The sequence below is a fragment of the Pseudomonas sp. UW4 genome (genome assembly GCF_000316175.1).
Lineage (GTDB): Bacteria > Pseudomonadota > Gammaproteobacteria > Pseudomonadales > Pseudomonadaceae > Aquipseudomonas > Aquipseudomonas laurylsulfatiphila.
In genome coordinates this window covers 5572776-5591092 of the sequence record NC_019670.1, presented here as the reverse complement: position 1 = coordinate 5591092, position 18317 = coordinate 5572776, and the positions used below count along the sequence as shown (strand labels likewise).

Annotated in this window: 14 protein-coding genes, 4 tRNA genes and 1 rRNA gene; all 19 read left to right on the top strand. The window is 55.9% G+C overall.

The features are described from left to right. Positions 1-26: 26 nt before the first annotated feature. The 19 genes from rrf to fusA all read left to right on the top strand — a co-directional run bounded on the left by rrf (position 27) and on the right by fusA (position 18301). Positions 27-142 (top strand): 5S ribosomal RNA (rrf, locus tag PPUTUW4_RS24880). A gap of 135 nt (positions 143-277) precedes the next feature. Continuing rightward, a complete protein-coding gene (gene birA / locus PPUTUW4_RS24875) occupies positions 278-1237 on the top strand; it encodes a bifunctional biotin--[acetyl-CoA-carboxylase] ligase/biotin operon repressor BirA (protein ID WP_015097038.1) in 960 nt (319 codons plus the stop codon). Further along, positions 1227-1976 (top strand): pantothenate kinase, encoded by a 750-nt coding sequence (locus tag PPUTUW4_RS24870; protein ID WP_015097037.1) that lies wholly within the window; start codon positions 1227-1229, stop codon positions 1974-1976. Before birA ends, PPUTUW4_RS24870 begins: the two co-directional genes overlap by 11 nt. 7 nt (positions 1977-1983) lie before the next feature. Further along, a complete protein-coding gene (locus tag PPUTUW4_RS24865) occupies positions 1984-2421 on the top strand; it encodes a hypothetical protein (RefSeq protein ID WP_015097036.1) in 438 nt (145 codons plus the stop codon). A gap of 142 nt (positions 2422-2563) precedes the next feature. Further along, positions 2564-2648 (top strand) — tRNA-Tyr (locus PPUTUW4_RS24860). Between the two features lie 24 nt (positions 2649-2672). Next, positions 2673-2746 (top strand) — tRNA-Gly (locus tag PPUTUW4_RS24855). A gap of 26 nt (positions 2747-2772) precedes the next feature. After that, positions 2773-2848 (top strand) — tRNA-Thr (locus tag PPUTUW4_RS24850). 172 nt (positions 2849-3020) lie between these two features. After that, positions 3021-3096: transfer RNA gene (locus tag PPUTUW4_RS24845), tRNA-Trp, on the top strand. 45 nt (positions 3097-3141) lie between these two features. Then, positions 3142-3510 carry a preprotein translocase subunit SecE gene (secE, locus tag PPUTUW4_RS24840; RefSeq protein ID WP_007984402.1) on the top strand — a complete coding sequence of 123 codons (369 nt, stop codon included), beginning with the start codon at positions 3142-3144 and terminating at the stop codon, positions 3508-3510. 9 nt (positions 3511-3519) lie between these two features. After that, positions 3520-4053, top strand: coding sequence for a transcription termination/antitermination protein NusG (gene nusG / locus PPUTUW4_RS24835; RefSeq protein WP_007984405.1), 534 nt, complete (start codon positions 3520-3522; stop codon positions 4051-4053). 117 nt (positions 4054-4170) lie between these two features. Further along, positions 4171-4602, top strand: coding sequence for a 50S ribosomal protein L11 (gene rplK / locus PPUTUW4_RS24830; protein WP_007933726.1), 432 nt, complete (start codon positions 4171-4173; stop codon positions 4600-4602). Further along, the gene (gene rplA / locus PPUTUW4_RS24825) at positions 4602-5297 is read left to right on the top strand and encodes a 50S ribosomal protein L1 (RefSeq protein WP_008041297.1); all 696 of its coding nucleotides are present in this window, start codon (positions 4602-4604) and stop codon (positions 5295-5297) included. Before rplK ends, rplA begins: the two co-directional genes overlap by 1 nt. Before the next feature lie 198 nt (positions 5298-5495). Then, the gene (gene rplJ, locus PPUTUW4_RS24820; RefSeq protein ID WP_007970413.1) at positions 5496-5996 is read left to right on the top strand and encodes a 50S ribosomal protein L10; all 501 of its coding nucleotides are present in this window, start codon (positions 5496-5498) and stop codon (positions 5994-5996) included. Positions 5997-6071: 75 nt separating this feature from the next. Next, positions 6072-6437, top strand: a complete 366-nt coding sequence (gene rplL, locus PPUTUW4_RS24815) for a 50S ribosomal protein L7/L12 (protein WP_007970414.1) — start codon at positions 6072-6074, stop codon at positions 6435-6437. A 220-nt stretch (positions 6438-6657) separates the two neighbouring features. Beyond that, the gene (gene rpoB, locus PPUTUW4_RS24810) at positions 6658-10731 is read left to right on the top strand and encodes a DNA-directed RNA polymerase subunit beta (protein WP_007970415.1); all 4074 of its coding nucleotides are present in this window, start codon (positions 6658-6660) and stop codon (positions 10729-10731) included. Positions 10732-10795: 64 nt separating this feature from the next. Continuing rightward, entirely contained in the window at positions 10796-14995 is a 4200-nt protein-coding gene (gene rpoC, locus PPUTUW4_RS24805; protein ID WP_007970416.1) for a DNA-directed RNA polymerase subunit beta', read from the top strand. Positions 14996-15211: 216 nt separating this feature from the next. Next, on the top strand, positions 15212-15583 hold the full coding sequence (gene rpsL / locus PPUTUW4_RS24800; protein WP_003186084.1) for a 30S ribosomal protein S12: 372 nt from the start codon (positions 15212-15214) through the stop codon (positions 15581-15583). Between the two features lie 108 nt (positions 15584-15691). Then, positions 15692-16165 carry a 30S ribosomal protein S7 gene (gene rpsG, locus PPUTUW4_RS24795; RefSeq protein ID WP_007970418.1) on the top strand — a complete coding sequence of 158 codons (474 nt, stop codon included), beginning with the start codon at positions 15692-15694 and terminating at the stop codon, positions 16163-16165. Between the two features lie 30 nt (positions 16166-16195). Further along, a complete protein-coding gene (gene fusA, locus PPUTUW4_RS24790) occupies positions 16196-18301 on the top strand; it encodes an elongation factor G (RefSeq protein WP_007970420.1) in 2106 nt (701 codons plus the stop codon). Positions 18302-18317: the final 16 nt, after the last annotated feature.

Below are 18317 nucleotides of genomic sequence, written 5' to 3'. Positions count from 1 at the left end.
CTGGTCACGACTCAGTACCCGAATTTCTTGACGACCATAGAGCGTTGGAACCACCTGATCCCATCCCGAACTCAGAAGTGAAACGATGCATCGCCGATGGTAGTGTGGGGTTTCCCCATGTGAGAGTAGGTCATCGTCAAGATTAAATTCCGAAACCCCAATTGCGAAAGCAGTTGGGGTTTTGTTTTTGTCCGCAGAAAAGTCACGGCTACTGGATTTCTATGCAATAGCTCGGCGCGTGGCTATCATGCGGGCCTCATTGTGAGGCGAGACCTGCATGCTGACGTTGTTAAAGCTTCTTAAAGATGGCCGATTCCATTCGGGTCAAGCATTGGGTGCTGCCCTGGGCGTCAGTCGTAGCGCCGTGTGGAAGCAGCTTCAGCATTTAGAAGCTGAGCTGGGATTGTCCATTCATAAAGTTCGTGGGCGCGGCTATCAATTGTCCGCGCCATTAGCGCTGCTCGATCCTTCCGAGATAAGTGCCCGAGCGATTTCTTGCGACTGGCCCGTCCAGGTTTACGATTCAATCGACTCCACGAACGCCGAGGCGCTGCGTGCTATAGAGCGGGGGCAGGCTGCGCCATTTCTTGTGCTTTCGGAGCGGCAGACAGCCGGGCGCGGGCGACGGGGTCGTAAATGGGTCAGTCCCTTCGCAGAGAACGTCTATTACAGCCTGGTACTGCGTATTGAGGGTGGGATGCGCCAGTTGGAGGGCTTGAGTCTCGTCGTTGGGCTCGCTGTTTTGCAGACGTTACGTGAGCTTGGTATTGCAGCCGCTGGATTGAAGTGGCCCAACGATGTTCTGGTGGGGCAGAAAAAGATCGCTGGAATACTGCTCGAGCTGGTTGGTGACCCTGCTGATGTGTGCCACGTGGTTCTGGGGGTGGGAATCAATGTGAACATGCAGTCCGCTGACGAGGTGGATCAGCAGTGGACCTCCATGCGGCTCGAATCAGGCAAATCGTTTGATCGCAACCAATTGGTCGCTATGTTGGGGGAGATGCTGCAGCGATACCTGGCTCGTCATCAGGCGGGTGGTTTTTTGGCCATTCAGTCAGAGTGGGAGCAAAATCACCTGTGGCAGGGGCGAAGCGTGTCGTTGATTGCCGGTGTCAATCAAATTGATGGTGAGGTGCTTGGTATTGATGGCCAGGGTGCCCTGCGCCTGAAGGTGAATGGTGTGGAAAAAGTCTTCAGTGGTGGTGAATTGAGCCTGAGGTTGCGTGATGATTCTTGAGCTCGATTGTGGGAATAGTTTCATCAAGTGGCGAGTGCTTGCGGCGAATGCCGGGCAGGTGCTGGGTGAGGGGGTTGTCGATTCCAATCTTGCATTGCTTGAGGGGTTGGGGGAGCTCAAAGGGCTTGCCCTCACGTTTTGCCGGCTGGTGAGCGTCAGGACTGCGGAAGAGACCGGTGCGCTGACGTCATTGCTGAAGGATACCTTTGATGTGCCGATAGTGTGCGCAGCGCCTGCTCGCGAAATGTCAGGTGTGCGCAACGGTTATGAAGAGTTTGAGCGGTTGGGCCTGGATCGGTGGCTTGCAATGCTTGGAGGCTTTCATCTGGCTTCAGGTGCGTGCCTGGTGCTCGACTTCGGTACGGCCGTGACTGCTGACTTTATCGCTTCTGATGGAGAGCACCTGGGTGGTTTCATCTGTCCGGGAATGCCGTTGATGCGCAACCAGTTGCGTACCCATACGCGTAAAATTCGTTACGGAGATCTGGCGGCGGAGCAGGCTCTGGAAAGTCTTGTTCCGGGTCGTGCGACTGTCGAGGCTGTCGAGCGTGGTTGTTTGTTGATGTTGCGCGGCTTCGTAATGACTCAGCTCGAGTTGGCGCGCAGCTACTGGGGTGAGGACTTTGTCGTATTCCTCACCGGGGGGGATGCGAGCCTGGTTTCTGAGGTCGTGCCTCGGGCCAGGGTGGTTCCGGACTTGGTGTTTGTCGGATTGGCCATGGCCTGTCCCTTGTCCTGAGGTTTTTATGCGTTGGTTGTTTCTGCTGCTGCTTGTCCTCAATGGCTTTTACTACATCTGGCATCAACAAGAGGCTCCGCTGCGCGCGAAGGATGTCACGCCTTTGAGCCTGTATCGCGGGTCCCAGCAGGATATACGTCTGTTGAGCGAAGCGGGTGACGCCTCCAAAGACAAGGCTAAGGCTGTCTCGTCAGGCAATGGCTGCCTTTACCTGGGGGGGTATGCGCGCCAGGACGCTGCGCAGGCGGTTGAGCGTCGGTTGAGCGGGATGGAGGTCAAATATCAATCCCTGCCCAGGGGCTCGGAAAGCGCAGGGTATTGGGTGCGTATTGCACCGGAAAGCCGGCGTTGGCTGGACGATCTGCAGCTGCAAAACCTTTCTAAAGAATTCAATGAGTTAAAACATAAAATAATGCCGTGCGAGGGGGTTGCACCCACCGAATAGTTTGCATAGAATGGCGCCCGCTCCACAGCGAACACCGGAAACGGCTAACGAGGTGGGGCGAGGTCAACGCAGCTAACCTCAAGATTTAATTGAGAAAATGCTTGACAGAAGGCTGGCATGATGTAGAATGCCGGCTCGCTTAGGAGGGGTTCCCGAGCGGCCAAAGGGATCAGACTGTAAATCTGACGTCTACGACTTCGAAGGTTCGAATCCTTCCCCCTCCACCATTTTTAGCGAGAGCTGTAAGCCTCGCGGGTATAGTTTAGTGGTAGAACCTCAGCCTTCCAAGCTGATGATGCGGGTTCGATTCCCGCTACCCGCTCCAAGTTTACAGGTTTTGCACGGTGTTACGCTCTTGTAGCTCAGTTGGTAGAGCACACCCTTGGTAAGGGTGAGGTCAGCGGTTCAAATCCGCTCAAGAGCTCCATATAACAAGGCAGATATGAAAATATCTGCCTTTGTTTTAGGTGGTTGTGGTTGCGCCTCGTTGTGTTTCGAGGTTGCCGGTGTCGCGGATGCTGGTGTTGCAATCGGGATTGCCTGGTAGGTGTTGTAAAGTCTTTTTCGGGTCGGCATAATGGTCGGCCTGATTTTGTTTTAGGTCAGTAGCTCAATTGGCAGAGCGACGGTCTCCAAAACCGTAGGTTGGGGGTTCGATTCCCTCCTGACCTGCCAGATTCACCTGGTGTGTCTGGCTTTCTTTTCACAGGATCTTCATAGATGACTCCTAAAGCTGAAGCTCAAGGCTCTCGTTTCGACCTCCTCAAGTGGCTTGTAGTAGTCGCTCTGGTGGTTGTTGGCGTTGTTGGCAATCAGTACTTTTCTGCTTCGCCGATCCTGTACCGTGTACTCGCGTTGCTTGCCATTGCTGCTGTAGCCGCCTTTGTAGGCTTGCAGACGGTCAAGGGCAAGTCTTTCTTTGTACTGGTTAAGGAAGCTCGCACCGAGATTCGTAAAGTCGTTTGGCCAACTCGCCAAGAAACCACGCAGACCACCCTTATTGTGGTGGCTGTTGTTCTGGTTATGGCGTTGCTGTTGTGGGGGCTTGATTCCCTGCTCGGCTGGCTTGTTTCCTTGATTGTCGGCTAAGGGTGTCCCGTGGCTAAGCGTTGGTATGTTGTGCATGCTTACTCCGGTTACGAGAAGCATGTAATGCGCTCGCTGATCGAGCGCGTAAAGCTGGCCGGTATGGAAGATGGCTTCGGCGAGATTCTGGTTCCCACTGAAGAAGTGGTTGAAATGCGCAATGGCCAGAAGCGCAAAAGCGAACGCAAATTCTTCCCTGGCTACGTGCTGGTGCAGATGGATATGAACGAGGGTACTTGGCACTTGGTCAAGGATACTCCTCGGGTGATGGGTTTCATTGGCGGTACCGCCGACAAGCCTGCACCGATCACCGATAAGGAAGCAGAAGCGATTCTGCGCCGCGTTGCTGACGGTAGCGACAAGCCGAAGCCGAAGACGTTGTTCGAGCCAGGTGAGTCGGTACGTGTCAATGATGGTCCATTCGCGGACTTTACCGGTGTTGTTGAAGAAGTTAACTACGAAAAGAGCCGGATTCAGGTCGCAGTGCTCATTTTCGGTCGCTCTACTCCGGTGGAGCTCGAGTTCAGTCAGGTCGAAAAGGTCTAACTGAGCAAAAATCCCAACCCCGCAGCCGTAGGCTGTGGGGTTTTGTCGTCACTGGGATAAACGCGCAAGTAACCGGGGAGCCTCTCGAGGCGTTCGAACCCGTAATTGGAGTGCCTCATGGCCAAGAAGATTACCGCTTACATCAAGCTGCAAGTGAAGGCCGCTCAGGCTAACCCAAGCCCACCTGTTGGTCCTGCTCTGGGTCAGCACGGCGTGAACATCATGGAATTCTGCAAGGCTTTCAACGCCCGTACCCAGGGTCTTGAGCCAGGTCTGCCGACTCCAGTGATCATCACTGTCTACAGCGACCGTAGCTTCACTTTCGAAACCAAATCCACCCCTGCTTCGGTTCTGCTGAAGAAGGCGGCCGGTCTGACCAGCGGTTCCGCTCGTCCGAACACCGTTAAGGTTGGCACCGTAACTCGTGCTCAGCTGGAAGAAATCGCGAAAACCAAAAACGCGGATCTGACTGCAGCTGATATGGAAGCAGCCGTGCGTACTATCGCCGGTTCTGCTCGTAGCATGGGCCTTAACGTGGAGGGTGTGTAATGGCTAAGCTGACCAAGCGTCAAAAGGCTATCGCCGGCAAAATCGAAGCAGGCAAGTCCTACAACTTTGTAGACGCTGCTGCTCTGCTGGCCGAGCTGTCGACTGTCAAGTTCAGCGAGTCGTTCGACGTAGCTGTAAACCTGGGTGTTGACCCGCGTAAATCCGACCAGGTCGTTCGTAGCGCTACCGTGCTGCCACACGGCACTGGCAAGACCGTTCGCGTTGCTGTGTTCACCCAGGGTCCAGCTGCTGAAGCCGCTCTGGCTGCCGGCGCTGACCGTGTAGGTATGGACGACCTGGCTGCCGAAATGAAAGGCGGCGACCTGAACTATGACGTAGTGATCGCATCCCCGGATGCAATGCGCGTTGTAGGTCAGTTGGGTCAGATCCTCGGTCCACGTGGCCTGATGCCTAACCCTAAAGTCGGCACCGTAACTCCAGACGTAGCTACCGCGGTTAAAAACGCCAAGGCTGGTCAGGTTCGTTATCGCACCGACAAAAACGGCATCATCCACACTTCCGTTGGCAAGATCGGCTTCGACGCCGTCAAGCTGAAGGAAAACGTTGAAGCCCTGATCGCTGATCTGAAGCGTATCAAGCCAGCTTCCTCGAAAGGCATCTACGTCAAGCGCGTTACCCTGAGCACCACCATGGGCCCAGGTCTGGTTATCGACCAGAGCTCGCTCGACGCTTAAGACACAGATTGGCGCAAGCGATTGCGCCAATTGAAAAATTGGGGTCCCTGCCTGGCGGGGGCTATCCAAGACCGTAGGCGACGCAAGTCTTAAACCACAAGCCTACGCAGATGGTGCTCCCGGTTCCTTACCGAATCAGACACCAAAACGACATCCGGTTTCGACCAGATGAAACGGTAACAAGCAGGAGTTAAACCCGTGGCAATTAAACTCGAAGACAAGAAGGCCATCGTCGCTGAAGTCAACGAGGCTGCCAAAGTCGCTCTGTCCGCTGTCGTGGCTGATGCCCGTGGCGTAACAGTAGGCGCGATGACCGGACTCCGTAAAGAGGCTCGTGAAGCTGGCGTTTACGTACGTGTTGTACGTAACACCCTGCTCAAGCGCGCTGTTGCTGACACTGAATTCAGTGTCCTCAACGACGTGTTCACCGGCCCTACCCTGATTGCGTTCTCCAAGGAACATCCAGGCGCTGCTGCCCGGATCTTCAAGGAATTCGCAAAGGGTCAGGACAAGTTCGAGATCAAGGCAGCTGCGTTCGAGGGCAAGTTCCTCGCAGCTAACCAAATCGACGTACTGGCAACTCTGCCGACCCGTGACGAAGCAATTTCTCAGCTGATGAGCGTGATTCAAGGCGCTACCAGCAAATTGGCTCGTACTCTGGCGGCAATTCGCGACCAGAAAGAAGCTGCTGCAGCCTAAGGCTCGTCAACTTCTCGCGTTTTTTGTTTTTTTCGATGGTCGCGTAGGCCGTCCCCAATATCAGGAATTAGATTCATGTCTATCTCTCAGAACGATATCCTTGAAGCAGTTGGCAACATGTCCGTAATGGAAGTTGTTGAGCTGATCAAAGCTTTCGAAGAAAAATTCGGTGTTACCGCTGCTGCTGCATCGGCTGGTCCAGCTGTTGCTGCTGCCGTTGCTGAAGAGCAAACCGAATTCAACGTCATGCTGACCGAAGCTGGCGAGAAGAAAGTTAACGTGATCAAGGCTGTACGTGAACTGACCGGTCTGGGCTTGAAAGAAGCCAAGGCTGTAGTTGACGGCGCACCTGCCATGGTTCTGGAAGCTGTTGCCAAAGACGCAGCTGACAAAGCCAAAGCAGCTCTGGAAGAAGCTGGCGCTAAAGTCGAGCTGAAGTAAGCATCGACTTTGCTCCTCCAGCCCGAGCGTTAAGCGACAGGCTGATGGCTGGTGGCTCTTGCCACCGGCCTTTTTCCGTTATTGGCAGCCGACTGGGTCGGTGCCGATAACGTGCTGTAACCACCCGATGCGGTGGCGCAAACCATGGGGTTTGCACGATTTTCTGGCTGCTCCCGTCGGGAGGGGCCAAACAAGCAGGTGACCAAGCTGGGGAACGCTGATGGCTTACTCATATACTGAGAAAAAACGTATCCGCAAGGACTTTAGCAAGTTGCCGGACGTCATGGATGTGCCGTACCTCCTGGCCATCCAGCTGGATTCGTATCGTGAATTCTTGCAAGCGGGAGCGACTAAAGATCAGTTCCGCGACGTGGGCCTGCATGCGGCCTTCAAATCCGTTTTCCCGATCATCAGCTACTCCGGCAATGCTGCGCTGGAGTACGTCGGATATCGTCTGGGCGAACCGGCATTTGATGTCAAAGAATGCGTATTGCGCGGTGTAACTTACGCCGTACCTTTGCGGGTAAAAGTGCGCCTGATCATTTTCGACAAAGAATCGTCGAACAAAGCGATCAAGGACATCAAAGAGCAAGAAGTCTACATGGGTGAAATCCCCCTGATGACTGAAAACGGTACCTTCGTAATCAACGGTACCGAGCGTGTAATCGTTTCCCAGCTGCACCGTTCCCCGGGCGTGTTCTTCGACCACGACCGTGGCAAGACGCACAGTTCCGGTAAACTGCTGTACTCCGCGCGCATCATTCCTTACCGCGGTTCGTGGCTGGACTTCGAGTTCGACCCGAAAGACTGCGTATTCGTGCGTATCGACCGTCGTCGCAAGCTGCCTGCATCGGTTCTGCTGCGCGCGCTCGGCTATACCACCGAAGAAGTGCTGGACGCCTTCTACACCACCAACGTATTCCACGTGAAGGGCGAGACCCTGAGCCTGGAGCTGGTGCCTCAGCGTCTGCGCGGTGAAATCGCTGTCCTCGATATTCAGGATGACAAAGGCAAGGTTATTGTCGAGCAGGGTCGTCGTATCACCGCTCGCCACATCAACCAGCTGGAAAAAGCCGGTATCAAAGAGCTGGATGTGCCTCTGGACTACGTCCTGGGTCGCACAACCGCCAAGGTCATCGTGCATCCGGCAACCGGCGAAATCCTGGCAGAGTGCAACACCGAGCTGAACACCGAGATCCTGGCAAAAATCGCCAAGGCCGGCGTTGTTCGCATCGAAACTCTGTACACCAACGATATCGACTGCGGTCCGTTCGTCTCCGACACCTTGAAGATCGACTCCACCAGCAACCAACTGGAAGCGCTGGTCGAGATCTATCGCATGATGCGTCCTGGCGAGCCGCCAACCAAAGACGCTGCCGAGACCCTGTTCAACAACCTGTTCTTCAGCCCTGAGCGCTATGACCTGTCTGCGGTCGGCCGGATGAAGTTCAACCGTCGTATCGGTCGCACCGAGATCGAAGGTTCGGGCGTGCTGTGCAAGGAAGACATCGTCGCGGTACTGAAGACCCTGGTCGACATCCGTAACGGTAAAGGCATCGTCGATGACATCGACCACCTGGGTAACCGTCGTGTTCGCTGCGTAGGCGAAATGGCCGAGAACCAGTTCCGCGTTGGCCTGGTACGTGTTGAGCGTGCGGTCAAAGAGCGTCTGTCGATGGCTGAAAGCGAAGGCTTGATGCCGCAAGACCTGATCAACGCCAAGCCAGTGGCTGCGGCGGTGAAAGAGTTCTTCGGTTCCAGCCAGCTGTCCCAGTTCATGGACCAGAACAACCCGCTGTCCGAGATCACCCACAAGCGTCGTGTTTCTGCACTCGGCCCTGGCGGTCTGACTCGTGAGCGTGCCGGCTTTGAAGTTCGTGACGTACACCCGACTCACTACGGTCGTGTATGCCCGATTGAAACGCCGGAAGGTCCGAACATCGGCCTGATCAACTCCCTGGCCGCTTATGCGCGCACCAACCAGTACGGCTTCCTCGAGAGCCCGTACCGCGTGGTGAAAGACGCTCTGGTCACCGACGAGATCGTGTTCCTGTCCGCCATCGAAGAAGCTGATCACGTGATCGCTCAGGCTTCGGCCACGATGAACGACAAGAAAGTCCTGATCGACGAGCTGGTAGCTGTTCGTCACTTGAACGAATTCACCGTCAAGGCGCCGGAAGACGTCACCCTGATGGACGTATCGCCGAAGCAGGTAGTTTCGGTTGCTGCGTCGCTGATTCCGTTCCTCGAGCACGACGACGCCAACCGTGCGTTGATGGGTTCGAACATGCAGCGTCAAGCTGTACCGACCCTGCGCGCTGACAAGCCGCTGGTAGGTACCGGCATGGAGCGTAACGTAGCCCGTGACTCCGGCGTTTGCGTCGTGGCTCGTCGTGGCGGCGTTATCGACTCCGTCGACGCCAGCCGTATCGTGGTTCGTGTTGCCGATGACGAAGTTGAAACCGGTGAAGCCGGTGTCGACATCTACAACCTGACCAAGTACACCCGCTCCAACCAGAACACCTGCATCAACCAGCGTCCGCTGGTACGTAAGGGTGATCGGGTTCAGCGTAGCGACATCATGGCCGACGGTCCGTCCACCGACATGGGTGAACTGGCTCTGGGTCAGAACATGCGCATCGCGTTCATGGCATGGAACGGCTTCAACTTCGAAGACTCCATCTGCCTGTCCGAGCGTGTTGTTCAGGAAGACCGTTTCACCACGATCCACATCCAGGAACTGACCTGTGTGGCTCGTGACACCAAGCTTGGCCCAGAGGAAATCACTGCCGACATCCCGAACGTGGGTGAAGCGGCACTGAACAAGCTGGACGAAGCCGGTATCGTTTACGTAGGTGCTGAAGTTGGCGCAGGCGACATCCTGGTCGGTAAGGTCACTCCGAAAGGCGAGACCCAGCTGACTCCGGAAGAAAAACTGCTGCGTGCGATCTTCGGTGAAAAAGCCAGCGACGTTAAAGACACCTCCCTGCGTGTACCTACCGGTACCAAAGGTACTGTCATCGACGTACAGGTCTTCACCCGCGACGGCGTTGAGCGTGATGCTCGTGCCCTGTCGATCGAGAAGTCCCAGCTGGACGAGATCCGCAAGGACCTGAACGAAGAGTTCCGTATCGTTGAAGGTGCTACTTTCGAACGTCTGCGTTCCGCTCTGGTCGGCCACAAAGCCGAAGGCGGCGCCGGTCTGAAGAAAGGCCAGGACATCACCGACGAAGTTCTCGACGGTCTTGAGCACGGCCAGTGGTTCAAACTGCGCATGGCTGAAGACGCTCTGAACGAGCAGCTCGAGAAGGCTCAGGCCTATATCGTTGATCGTCGCCGTCTGCTGGACGACAAGTTCGAAGACAAGAAGCGCAAGCTGCAGCAAGGCGATGACCTGGCTCCGGGCGTGCTGAAAATCGTCAAGGTCTACCTGGCAATCCGTCGTCGCATCCAGCCGGGCGACAAGATGGCCGGTCGTCACGGTAACAAGGGTGTGGTCTCCGTGATCATGCCGGTTGAAGACATGCCGCACGATGCCAATGGCACCCCGGTCGACGTCGTCCTCAACCCGTTGGGCGTACCTTCGCGTATGAACGTTGGTCAGATCCTTGAAACCCACCTGGGCCTCGCGGCCAAAGGTCTGGGCGAGAAGATCAACCGCATGATCGAAGAGCAGCGCAAGGTTGCGGAGCTGCGCAAGTTCCTGCACGAGATCTATAACGAGATCGGCGGTCGTCAGGAAAGCCTCGATGACTTCTCGGACCAGGAAATCCTGGACCTGGCTCAAAACCTGCGTGGCGGCGTTCCAATGGCCACTCCAGTGTTCGACGGCGCCAAGGAAAGCGAAATCAAGGCCATGCTCAAACTGGCGGACCTGCCAGAAAGCGGCCAGATGCAGCTGACCGACGGCCGTACCGGCAACAAGTTCGAGCGCCCGGTCACCGTTGGCTACATGTACATGCTGAAGCTGAACCACTTGGTAGACGACAAGATGCACGCGCGTTCTACCGGTTCGTACAGCCTGGTTACCCAGCAGCCGCTGGGTGGTAAGGCGCAGTTCGGTGGTCAGCGTTTCGGGGAGATGGAGGTCTGGGCACTGGAAGCATACGGTGCCGCTTACACTCTGCAAGAAATGCTCACAGTGAAGTCGGACGATGTGAACGGCCGTACCAAGATGTACAAAAACATCGTGGATGGCGATCACCGTATGGAGCCGGGCATGCCCGAGTCCTTCAACGTGTTGATCAAGGAAATTCGTTCCCTCGGCATCGATATCGATCTGGAAACCGAATAACACGTGACGCGAATCGAGAGCGGGGCAGGATTGCCCGCTCTCTGCTCCGCCAGGAGGAAAGGCCTTGAAAGACCTACTGAATTTGCTGAAAAACCAGGGTCAAGTCGAAGAGTTCGACGCCATCCGTATCGGATTGGCATCGCCTGAGATGATCCGTTCGTGGTCGTTCGGTGAAGTTAAAAAGCCGGAAACCATCAACTACCGTACGTTCAAACCTGAGCGTGACGGCCTGTTCTGCGCCAAGATCTTTGGCCCGGTAAAGGATTACGAGTGCCTGTGCGGTAAGTACAAGCGCTTGAAGCACCGCGGTGTGATCTGCGAGAAGTGCGGCGTTGAAGTCGCGCTGGCAAAAGTTCGTCGTGAGCGCATGGCGCACATCGAACTGGCCTCGCCGGTTGCCCACATCTGGTTCCTGAAATCGCTGCCGTCCCGTATCGGCTTGCTGATGGACATGACCCTGCGTGATATCGAGCGCGTTCTCTACTTCGAGAGCTACGTCGTTATCGATCCAGGCATGACCACCCTTGAAAAAGGTCAGCTGCTGAACGACGAGCAGTACTTCGAAGCGCTGGAAGAGTTCGGCGACGATTTCGATGCCCGCATGGGTGCCGAAGCTGTCCGCGAACTGCTGCACGCTATCGACCTGGAGCACGAGATTGGCCGCCTGCGTGAAGAAATTCCGCAAACCAACTCGGAAACCAAGATCAAGAAGCTGTCCAAGCGTCTGAAGTTGATGGAAGCCTTCCAGGGTTCCGGCAACCTGCCAGAGTGGATGGTGCTGACCGTTCTGCCGGTTCTGCCGCCAGATCTGCGTCCACTGGTCCCGCTGGATGGCGGTCGTTTCGCGACTTCCGACCTCAACGATCTGTATCGTCGAGTGATCAACCGTAACAACCGTTTGAAGCGCCTGCTGGATCTGTCCGCTCCGGACATCATCGTGCGCAACGAAAAGCGTATGTTGCAGGAAGCCGTCGACGCACTGCTCGACAACGGTCGTCGTGGCCGCGCTATCACAGGTTCCAACAAGCGTCCTCTGAAATCCCTGGCTGACATGATCAAGGGTAAGCAGGGTCGTTTCCGTCAGAACTTGCTCGGTAAGCGTGTTGACTACTCCGGCCGTTCGGTAATTACCGTAGGTCCGACCCTGCGTCTGCACCAGTGCGGTCTGCCGAAGAAGATGGCTCTCGAGCTGTTCAAGCCGTTCATTTTCGGCAAGCTGGAAATGCGTGGTCTCGCAACCACCATCAAAGCTGCCAAGAAGATGGTCGAGCGCGAGCTGCCGGAAGTTTGGGACGTTCTCGCTGAAGTGATTCGCGAACACCCGGTTCTTCTCAACCGTGCACCGACCCTTCACCGTCTGGGTATCCAGGCGTTTGAACCGGTACTGATCGAAGGTAAGGCTATCCAGCTGCACCCTCTGGTCTGCGCCGCGTACAACGCCGACTTCGACGGCGACCAAATGGCCGTGCACGTACCGCTGACGCTGGAAGCCCAGCTGGAAGCGCGTGCGTTGATGATGTCGACCAACAACATTCTGTCGCCAGCCAACGGTGAGCCAATCATCGTTCCGTCGCAGGACGTTGTATTGGGCCTGTACTACATGACGCGTGAAGCGATCAACGCCAAGGGCGAAGGTCGTGTATTCGCGGATCTGCAGGAAGTTGACCGTGTGTTCCGTGCCGGCGAAGCCGCACTGCACGCCAAGGTCAAAGTCCGGATCAACGAAACCGTCAACGACCGTGACGGCGGCAGCGTGACCAACACCCGTATCGTCGACACCACTGTCGGCCGTGCGCTGTTGTTCCAGGTTGTGCCAAAAGGTCTGTCGTACGACGTCGTCAACCTGCCGATGAAGAAAAAGGCGATCTCCAAGCTGATCAACCAGTGCTACCGCGTGGTTGGCCTGAAAGAGACCGTTATCTTCGCTGACCAGTTGATGTACACCGGTTTTGCCTACTCGACCATCTCCGGCGTTTCCATCGGTGTTAACGACTTCGTTATCCCGGATGAAAAAGCCCGCATCATCGGTGCAGCCACCGACGAAGTGAAAGAGATCGAGAGCCAGTACGCCTCCGGCCTGGTAACCCAGGGCGAGAAGTACAACAAAGTGATCGACCTTTGGTCCAAGGCGAACGACGAAGTTTCCAAGGCGATGATGGCCAACCTCTCGAAAGAGAAAGTCATCGACCGTCATGGCGTCGAAGTCGACCAGGAATCGTTCAACTCGATGTACATGATGGCCGACTCGGGTGCGCGGGGTTCCGCAGCACAGATTCGTCAGCTCGCCGGTATGCGTGGCCTGATGGCCAAGCCGGACGGCTCCATCATCGAAACGCCGATTACTGCGAACTTCCGTGAAGGTTTGAGCGTACTTCAGTACTTCATCTCCACTCACGGTGCTCGTAAAGGTCTGGCGGATACCGCGTTGAAAACGGCGAACTCTGGTTACCTGACTCGTCGTCTGGTGGACGTGGCGCAGGATCTGGTTGTAACCGAGATCGATTGCGGCACCGAGCACGGTCTGCTGATGACTCCGCACATTGAAGGCGGTGACGTTGTAGAGCCGTTGGGTGAGCGCGTTTTGGGTCGTGTTATTGCCCGTGACGTATTCAAGCCGGGTACCGAGGACGTCATCGTTCCTGCTGGCACCCTGGTAGACGAGAAGTGGGTCGAGTTCATCGAGCTGAACAGCATCGACGAAGTGATCGTGCGTTCGCCGATCAGCTGCGAAACCCGCTACGGCATTTGCGCCAAGTGCTACGGCCGTGACCTGGCTCGTGGTCACCAGGTGAACATCGGTGAAGCGGTCGGCGTAATCGCTGCCCAGTCCATCGGTGAGCCGGGTACCCAGCTGACGATGCGTACGTTCCACATCGGTGGTGCGGCAAGCCGGACCTCCGCAGCCGACAGCGTTCAGGTGAAGAATGGCGGTACCGTCCGTCTGCATAACCTGAAGCACGTTGAGCGAGTGGACGGTCACCTGGTTGCCGTGTCCCGTTCCGGTGAGCTGGCCATCGCTGATGACTTCGGTCGTGAGCGTGAGCGTTACAAGCTGCCGTACGGTGCCGTGATTTCGGTTAAAGAAGGTGACAAGGTCGACGCTGGCGCCATCGTGGCCAAGTGGGATCCGCACACTCACCCGATCGTTACCGAAATGAAAGGTACCGTGACCTACGTGGGCATGGAAGAAGGCATCACGATCAAGCGTCAGACTGACGAATTGACCGGTATGACCAACATTGAAGTACTCGACGCCAAAGACCGTCCAGCTGCCGGTAAAGATATTCGTCCTGCTGTGAAGATGGTTGATGACAACGGCAAGGATCTGTTGCTGCCAGGCACTGACGTAATCGCTCAGTACTTCCTGCCAGCCAACGCCCTGGTCGGTGTAGCGGACGGTGCGAAGATTGCGATCGGTGATGTTATCGCTCGTATTCCGCAAGAAACTTCGAAGACCCGTGACATCACCGGTGGTCTGCCGCGTGTTGCCGACCTGTTCGAAGCCCGTCGTCCGAAAGAAGCGTCGATTCTGGCTGAAGTCAGCGGCACCATCGCGTTCGGTAAAGAGACCAAGGGCAAGCGCCGTCTGGTCATTACCCCGAACGACGGTAGCGATCCGTACGAAGAGCTGATTCCGAAGTGGCGTCACCTGAACGTGTTCGAAGGCGAACAGGTAAACCGCGGCGAAGTTATCTCCGACGGTCCGAGCGATCCGCACGACATCCTGCGTCTGCTGGGTGTGAGTGCGCTGGCCAAGTACATCGTTAACGAGATCCAGGACGTTTACCGTCTGCAAGGCGTGAAGATCAACGACAAGCACATCGAGACCATCCTGCGTCAGATGCTGCGTAAAGTTGAAATCGCTGAATCCGGCGATTCCAGTTTCATCAAGGGCGACCAGATGGAACTGACTCACGTACTGGTAGAGAACGAGCGCCTGGCGACTGAAGACAAGTTTGTCTCCAAGTTCACTCGTGTACTGCTGGGTATCACCAAGGCGTCGTTGTCCACCGAATCGTTCATCTCGGCGGCTTCCTTCCAGGAAACCACTCGCGTACTGACCGAAGCGGCGGTAACCGGCAAGCGCGATTACCTGCGCGGCCTGAAAGAAAACGTGGTCGTGGGTCGTCTGATCCCGGCTGGTACCGGTCTGGCTTATCACAGCGAGCGTAAGCGTCGCCGTGATGCAGACAAACCGTTGCGCGTAAGCGCCAGTGAAGTGGAAGCTGCACTGACCGAAGCGCTGAACTCGAGCGGTAACTGAGTTCTGCGGTAAATGAGTGTGAGGCCCTGGTCACTCCGTTCATCGAATCGAGACAAATTGTCGAGATTGGATGAGCGGGGAGGGCGGGGCCTTGCCTTGACTGGGGACAAGATCCTCTTTAGACTCTTGTACCCCTAAATTTGGCGGGAACTCGTTCCTGCCATTTTGCTTTTCTTGCAAGACAATAGCGTCGCAAGACAACAGTGGAGCTAGTAGATGGCAACTATCAACCAGCTGGTACGTCAGCCGCGTAAGCGTATCGTCGAGAAATCCGACGTGCCTGCGCTGCAGAACTGCCCGCAACGCCGTGGCGTGTGCACCCGTGTGTACACCACCACGCCGAAAAAACCTAACTCGGCACTGCGTAAAGTATGCCGTGTGCGTCTGACCAACGGTTTCGAGGTTTCCTCGTACATCGGTGGTGAAGGCCACAACCTGCAAGAGCACAGCGTGGTACTGATCCGCGGCGGTCGTGTAAAAGACTTGCCAGGTGTTCGTTACCACACCGTTCGCGGTTCGTTGGATACTTCCGGTGTTAAAGGTCGTAACCAGGGTCGTTCGAAGTACGGTACCAAGCGTCCGAAGTAATCGGCCGTTTTGCAGTTATTCATTTTATTGAGTCGATAAGAGTAAGGTCGGGCACGTATCCACAGGATCTGTCCCGGGCTAACCTGAAGACCGTTTGAGGGCTTATCAATGCCAAGACGTCGCGTAGCAGCCAAGCGTGAGATTCTGGACGATCCGAAATACGGAAGCCAAATCCTCGCCAAATTCATGAACCACGTAATGGAAAGCGGCAAGAAAGCCGTTGCCGAGCGTATCGTTTATGGTGCCCTGGATACCGTGAAGGCTCGTAAGGCCGGCACCGATCCCCTGGAACTCTTCGAAAAAGCACTCGACGCCATCGCTCCGCTGGTCGAAGTGAAGTCGCGCCGCGTTGGTGGTGCTACTTACCAGGTTCCGGTCGAGGTTCGTCCTTCCCGTCGTAACGCTCTGGCAATGCGCTGGTTGGTAGACTTCGCCCGCAAGCGCGGCGAGAAGTCTATGGCTCTGCGTTTGGCTGGCGAACTGTTGGACGCCGCCGAAGGTAAAGGTGCTGCAGTTAAGAAGCGTGAAGACGTGCACCGTATGGCTGAAGCCAACAAGGCTTTCTCGCACTACCGCTTCTAATTCTAGCGTCACTCATTTTGCGAGGGCTTTATGGCTCGTACTACACCGATTAATCGCTACCGTAACATCGGTATCGTTGCTCACGTGGATGCTGGTAAAACCACCACCACCGAGCGCGTCCTTTTTTACACTGGCAAAAGCCACAAGATGGGCGAAGTGCATGACGGCGCTGCGACCACTGACTGGATGGTTCAGGAGCAGGAGCGTGGTATTACCATTACTTCTGCTGCCATTACCGCCTTCTGGCAGGGTTCGGCCAAGCAGCACAAAGACCAATACCGCTTCAACGTCATCGATACCCCGGGCCACGTAGACTTCACCATTGAAGTTGAACGTTCCCTGCGTGTACTCGACGGCGCGGTCGTTGTGTTCTGCGGCACCTCCGGCGTTGAGCCTCAGTCCGAAACCGTATGGCGTCAAGCCAACAAGTACGGCGTTCCACGTATCGTTTACGTGAACAAGATGGACCGTGCCGGTGCTAACTTCCTGCGCGTGATCGCTCAGATCAAGCAGCGTCTGGGTCACACTCCGGTGCCTATCCAGCTGGCTATCGGTTCCGAAGACAACTTCCAGGGTCAGATCGATCTGATGACCATGGAAGCCGTTTACTGGAACGATGCCGACAAGGGTATGACTCCTCGTCGTGAAGCCATCCCTGCTGAGCTGCAGGAGCTGGCTGAAGAGTGGCGCAACAACATGGTTGAGGCTGCGGCCGAAGCCAGCGAAGAGCTGATGAACAAGTACCTCGAAGGGGAAGAGCTCTCCATCGAGGAAATCAAGGGTGCTCTGCGTCAGCGTACTATCGCTGGTGAGATCGTTCTGGCTGTTTGCGGTTCTTCCTTCAAGAACAAGGGCGTTCCCCTGGTTCTCGACGCCGTTATCGACTACCTGCCTGCACCAACTGACATTCCTGCCATCAAGGGTACTGACCCGGATGACGAGGAAAAGCAGATGGAGCGTCATGCAGACGACAACGAGCCGTTCTCGGCTTTGGCGTTCAAGATCGCTACCGACCCATTCGTGGGTACCTTGACCTTCGTCCGCGTTTACTCGGGCGTGTTGGCCTCCGGCGACGGCGTGATCAACTCGGTCAAAGGCAAGAAAGAGCGTGTGGGTCGTATGGTGCAGATGCACGCAAACGCCCGTGAAGAGATCAAGGAAGTGCGCGCTGGCGACATCGCGGCCTTGATCGGCATGAAGGACGTCACCACTGGTGAAACCTTGTGCAACGCTGACAAGCCAATCATCCTGGTTCGCATGGACTTCCCGGAGCCGGTTATTTCGGTTGCCGTAGAGCCTAAGACCAAGGATGACCAGGAAAAAATGGGTATCGCTCTGGGCAAACTTGCTCAGGAAGACCCGTCTTTCCGCGTCAAGACTGATGAAGAGACTGGTCAAACGATCATCTCTGGCATGGGCGAGCTGCACCTGGACATCCTGGTTGACCGGATGCGCCGTGAGTTCAACGTCGAAGCCAACATCGGTAAGCCTCAGGTTTCCTATCGTGAGCGCATCACGAAGAACTGCGAAATCGAAGGCAAGTTCGTTCGTCAATCCGGTGGTCGTGGCCAGTTCGGTCATTGCTGGATCCGTTTTGCTCCTGCTGACGAAGGTCAGGAAGGTCTGCAATTCTTGAACGAAGTAGTGGGTGGTGTGGTTCCTAAGGAATACATCCCGGCTATCCAGAAGGGTATCGAAGAGCAGATGAAGAACGGCGTAGTTGCCGGCTATCCGCTGATCGGCCTGAAGGCTACCGTGTTTGATGGTTCTTACCACGACGTCGACTCCAACGAGATGGCGTTTAAGGTGGCTGCTTCCATGGCGACCAAGCAACTGGCCCAGAAGGGCGGTGGTGAGTTGCTCGAGCCGATCATGGCGGTAGAGGTTGTTACGCCTGAAGACTATATGGGTGACGTGATGGGCGACCTCAATCGTCGTCGCGGCATGATTCTGGGTATGGAAGACACGGTTTCCGGTAAGGTGATCCGTGCTGAAGTTCCGTTGGGCGAGATGTTCGGTTATGCGACCGACGTTCGTTCGATGTCCCAGGGTCGCGCAAGCTACTCTATGGAATTCAAAAAATACAATACGGCTCCGTCGCACATCGTCGAAACCGTTACCAAAAAACAAGGCTGATTCAGTCCTTTAGGCA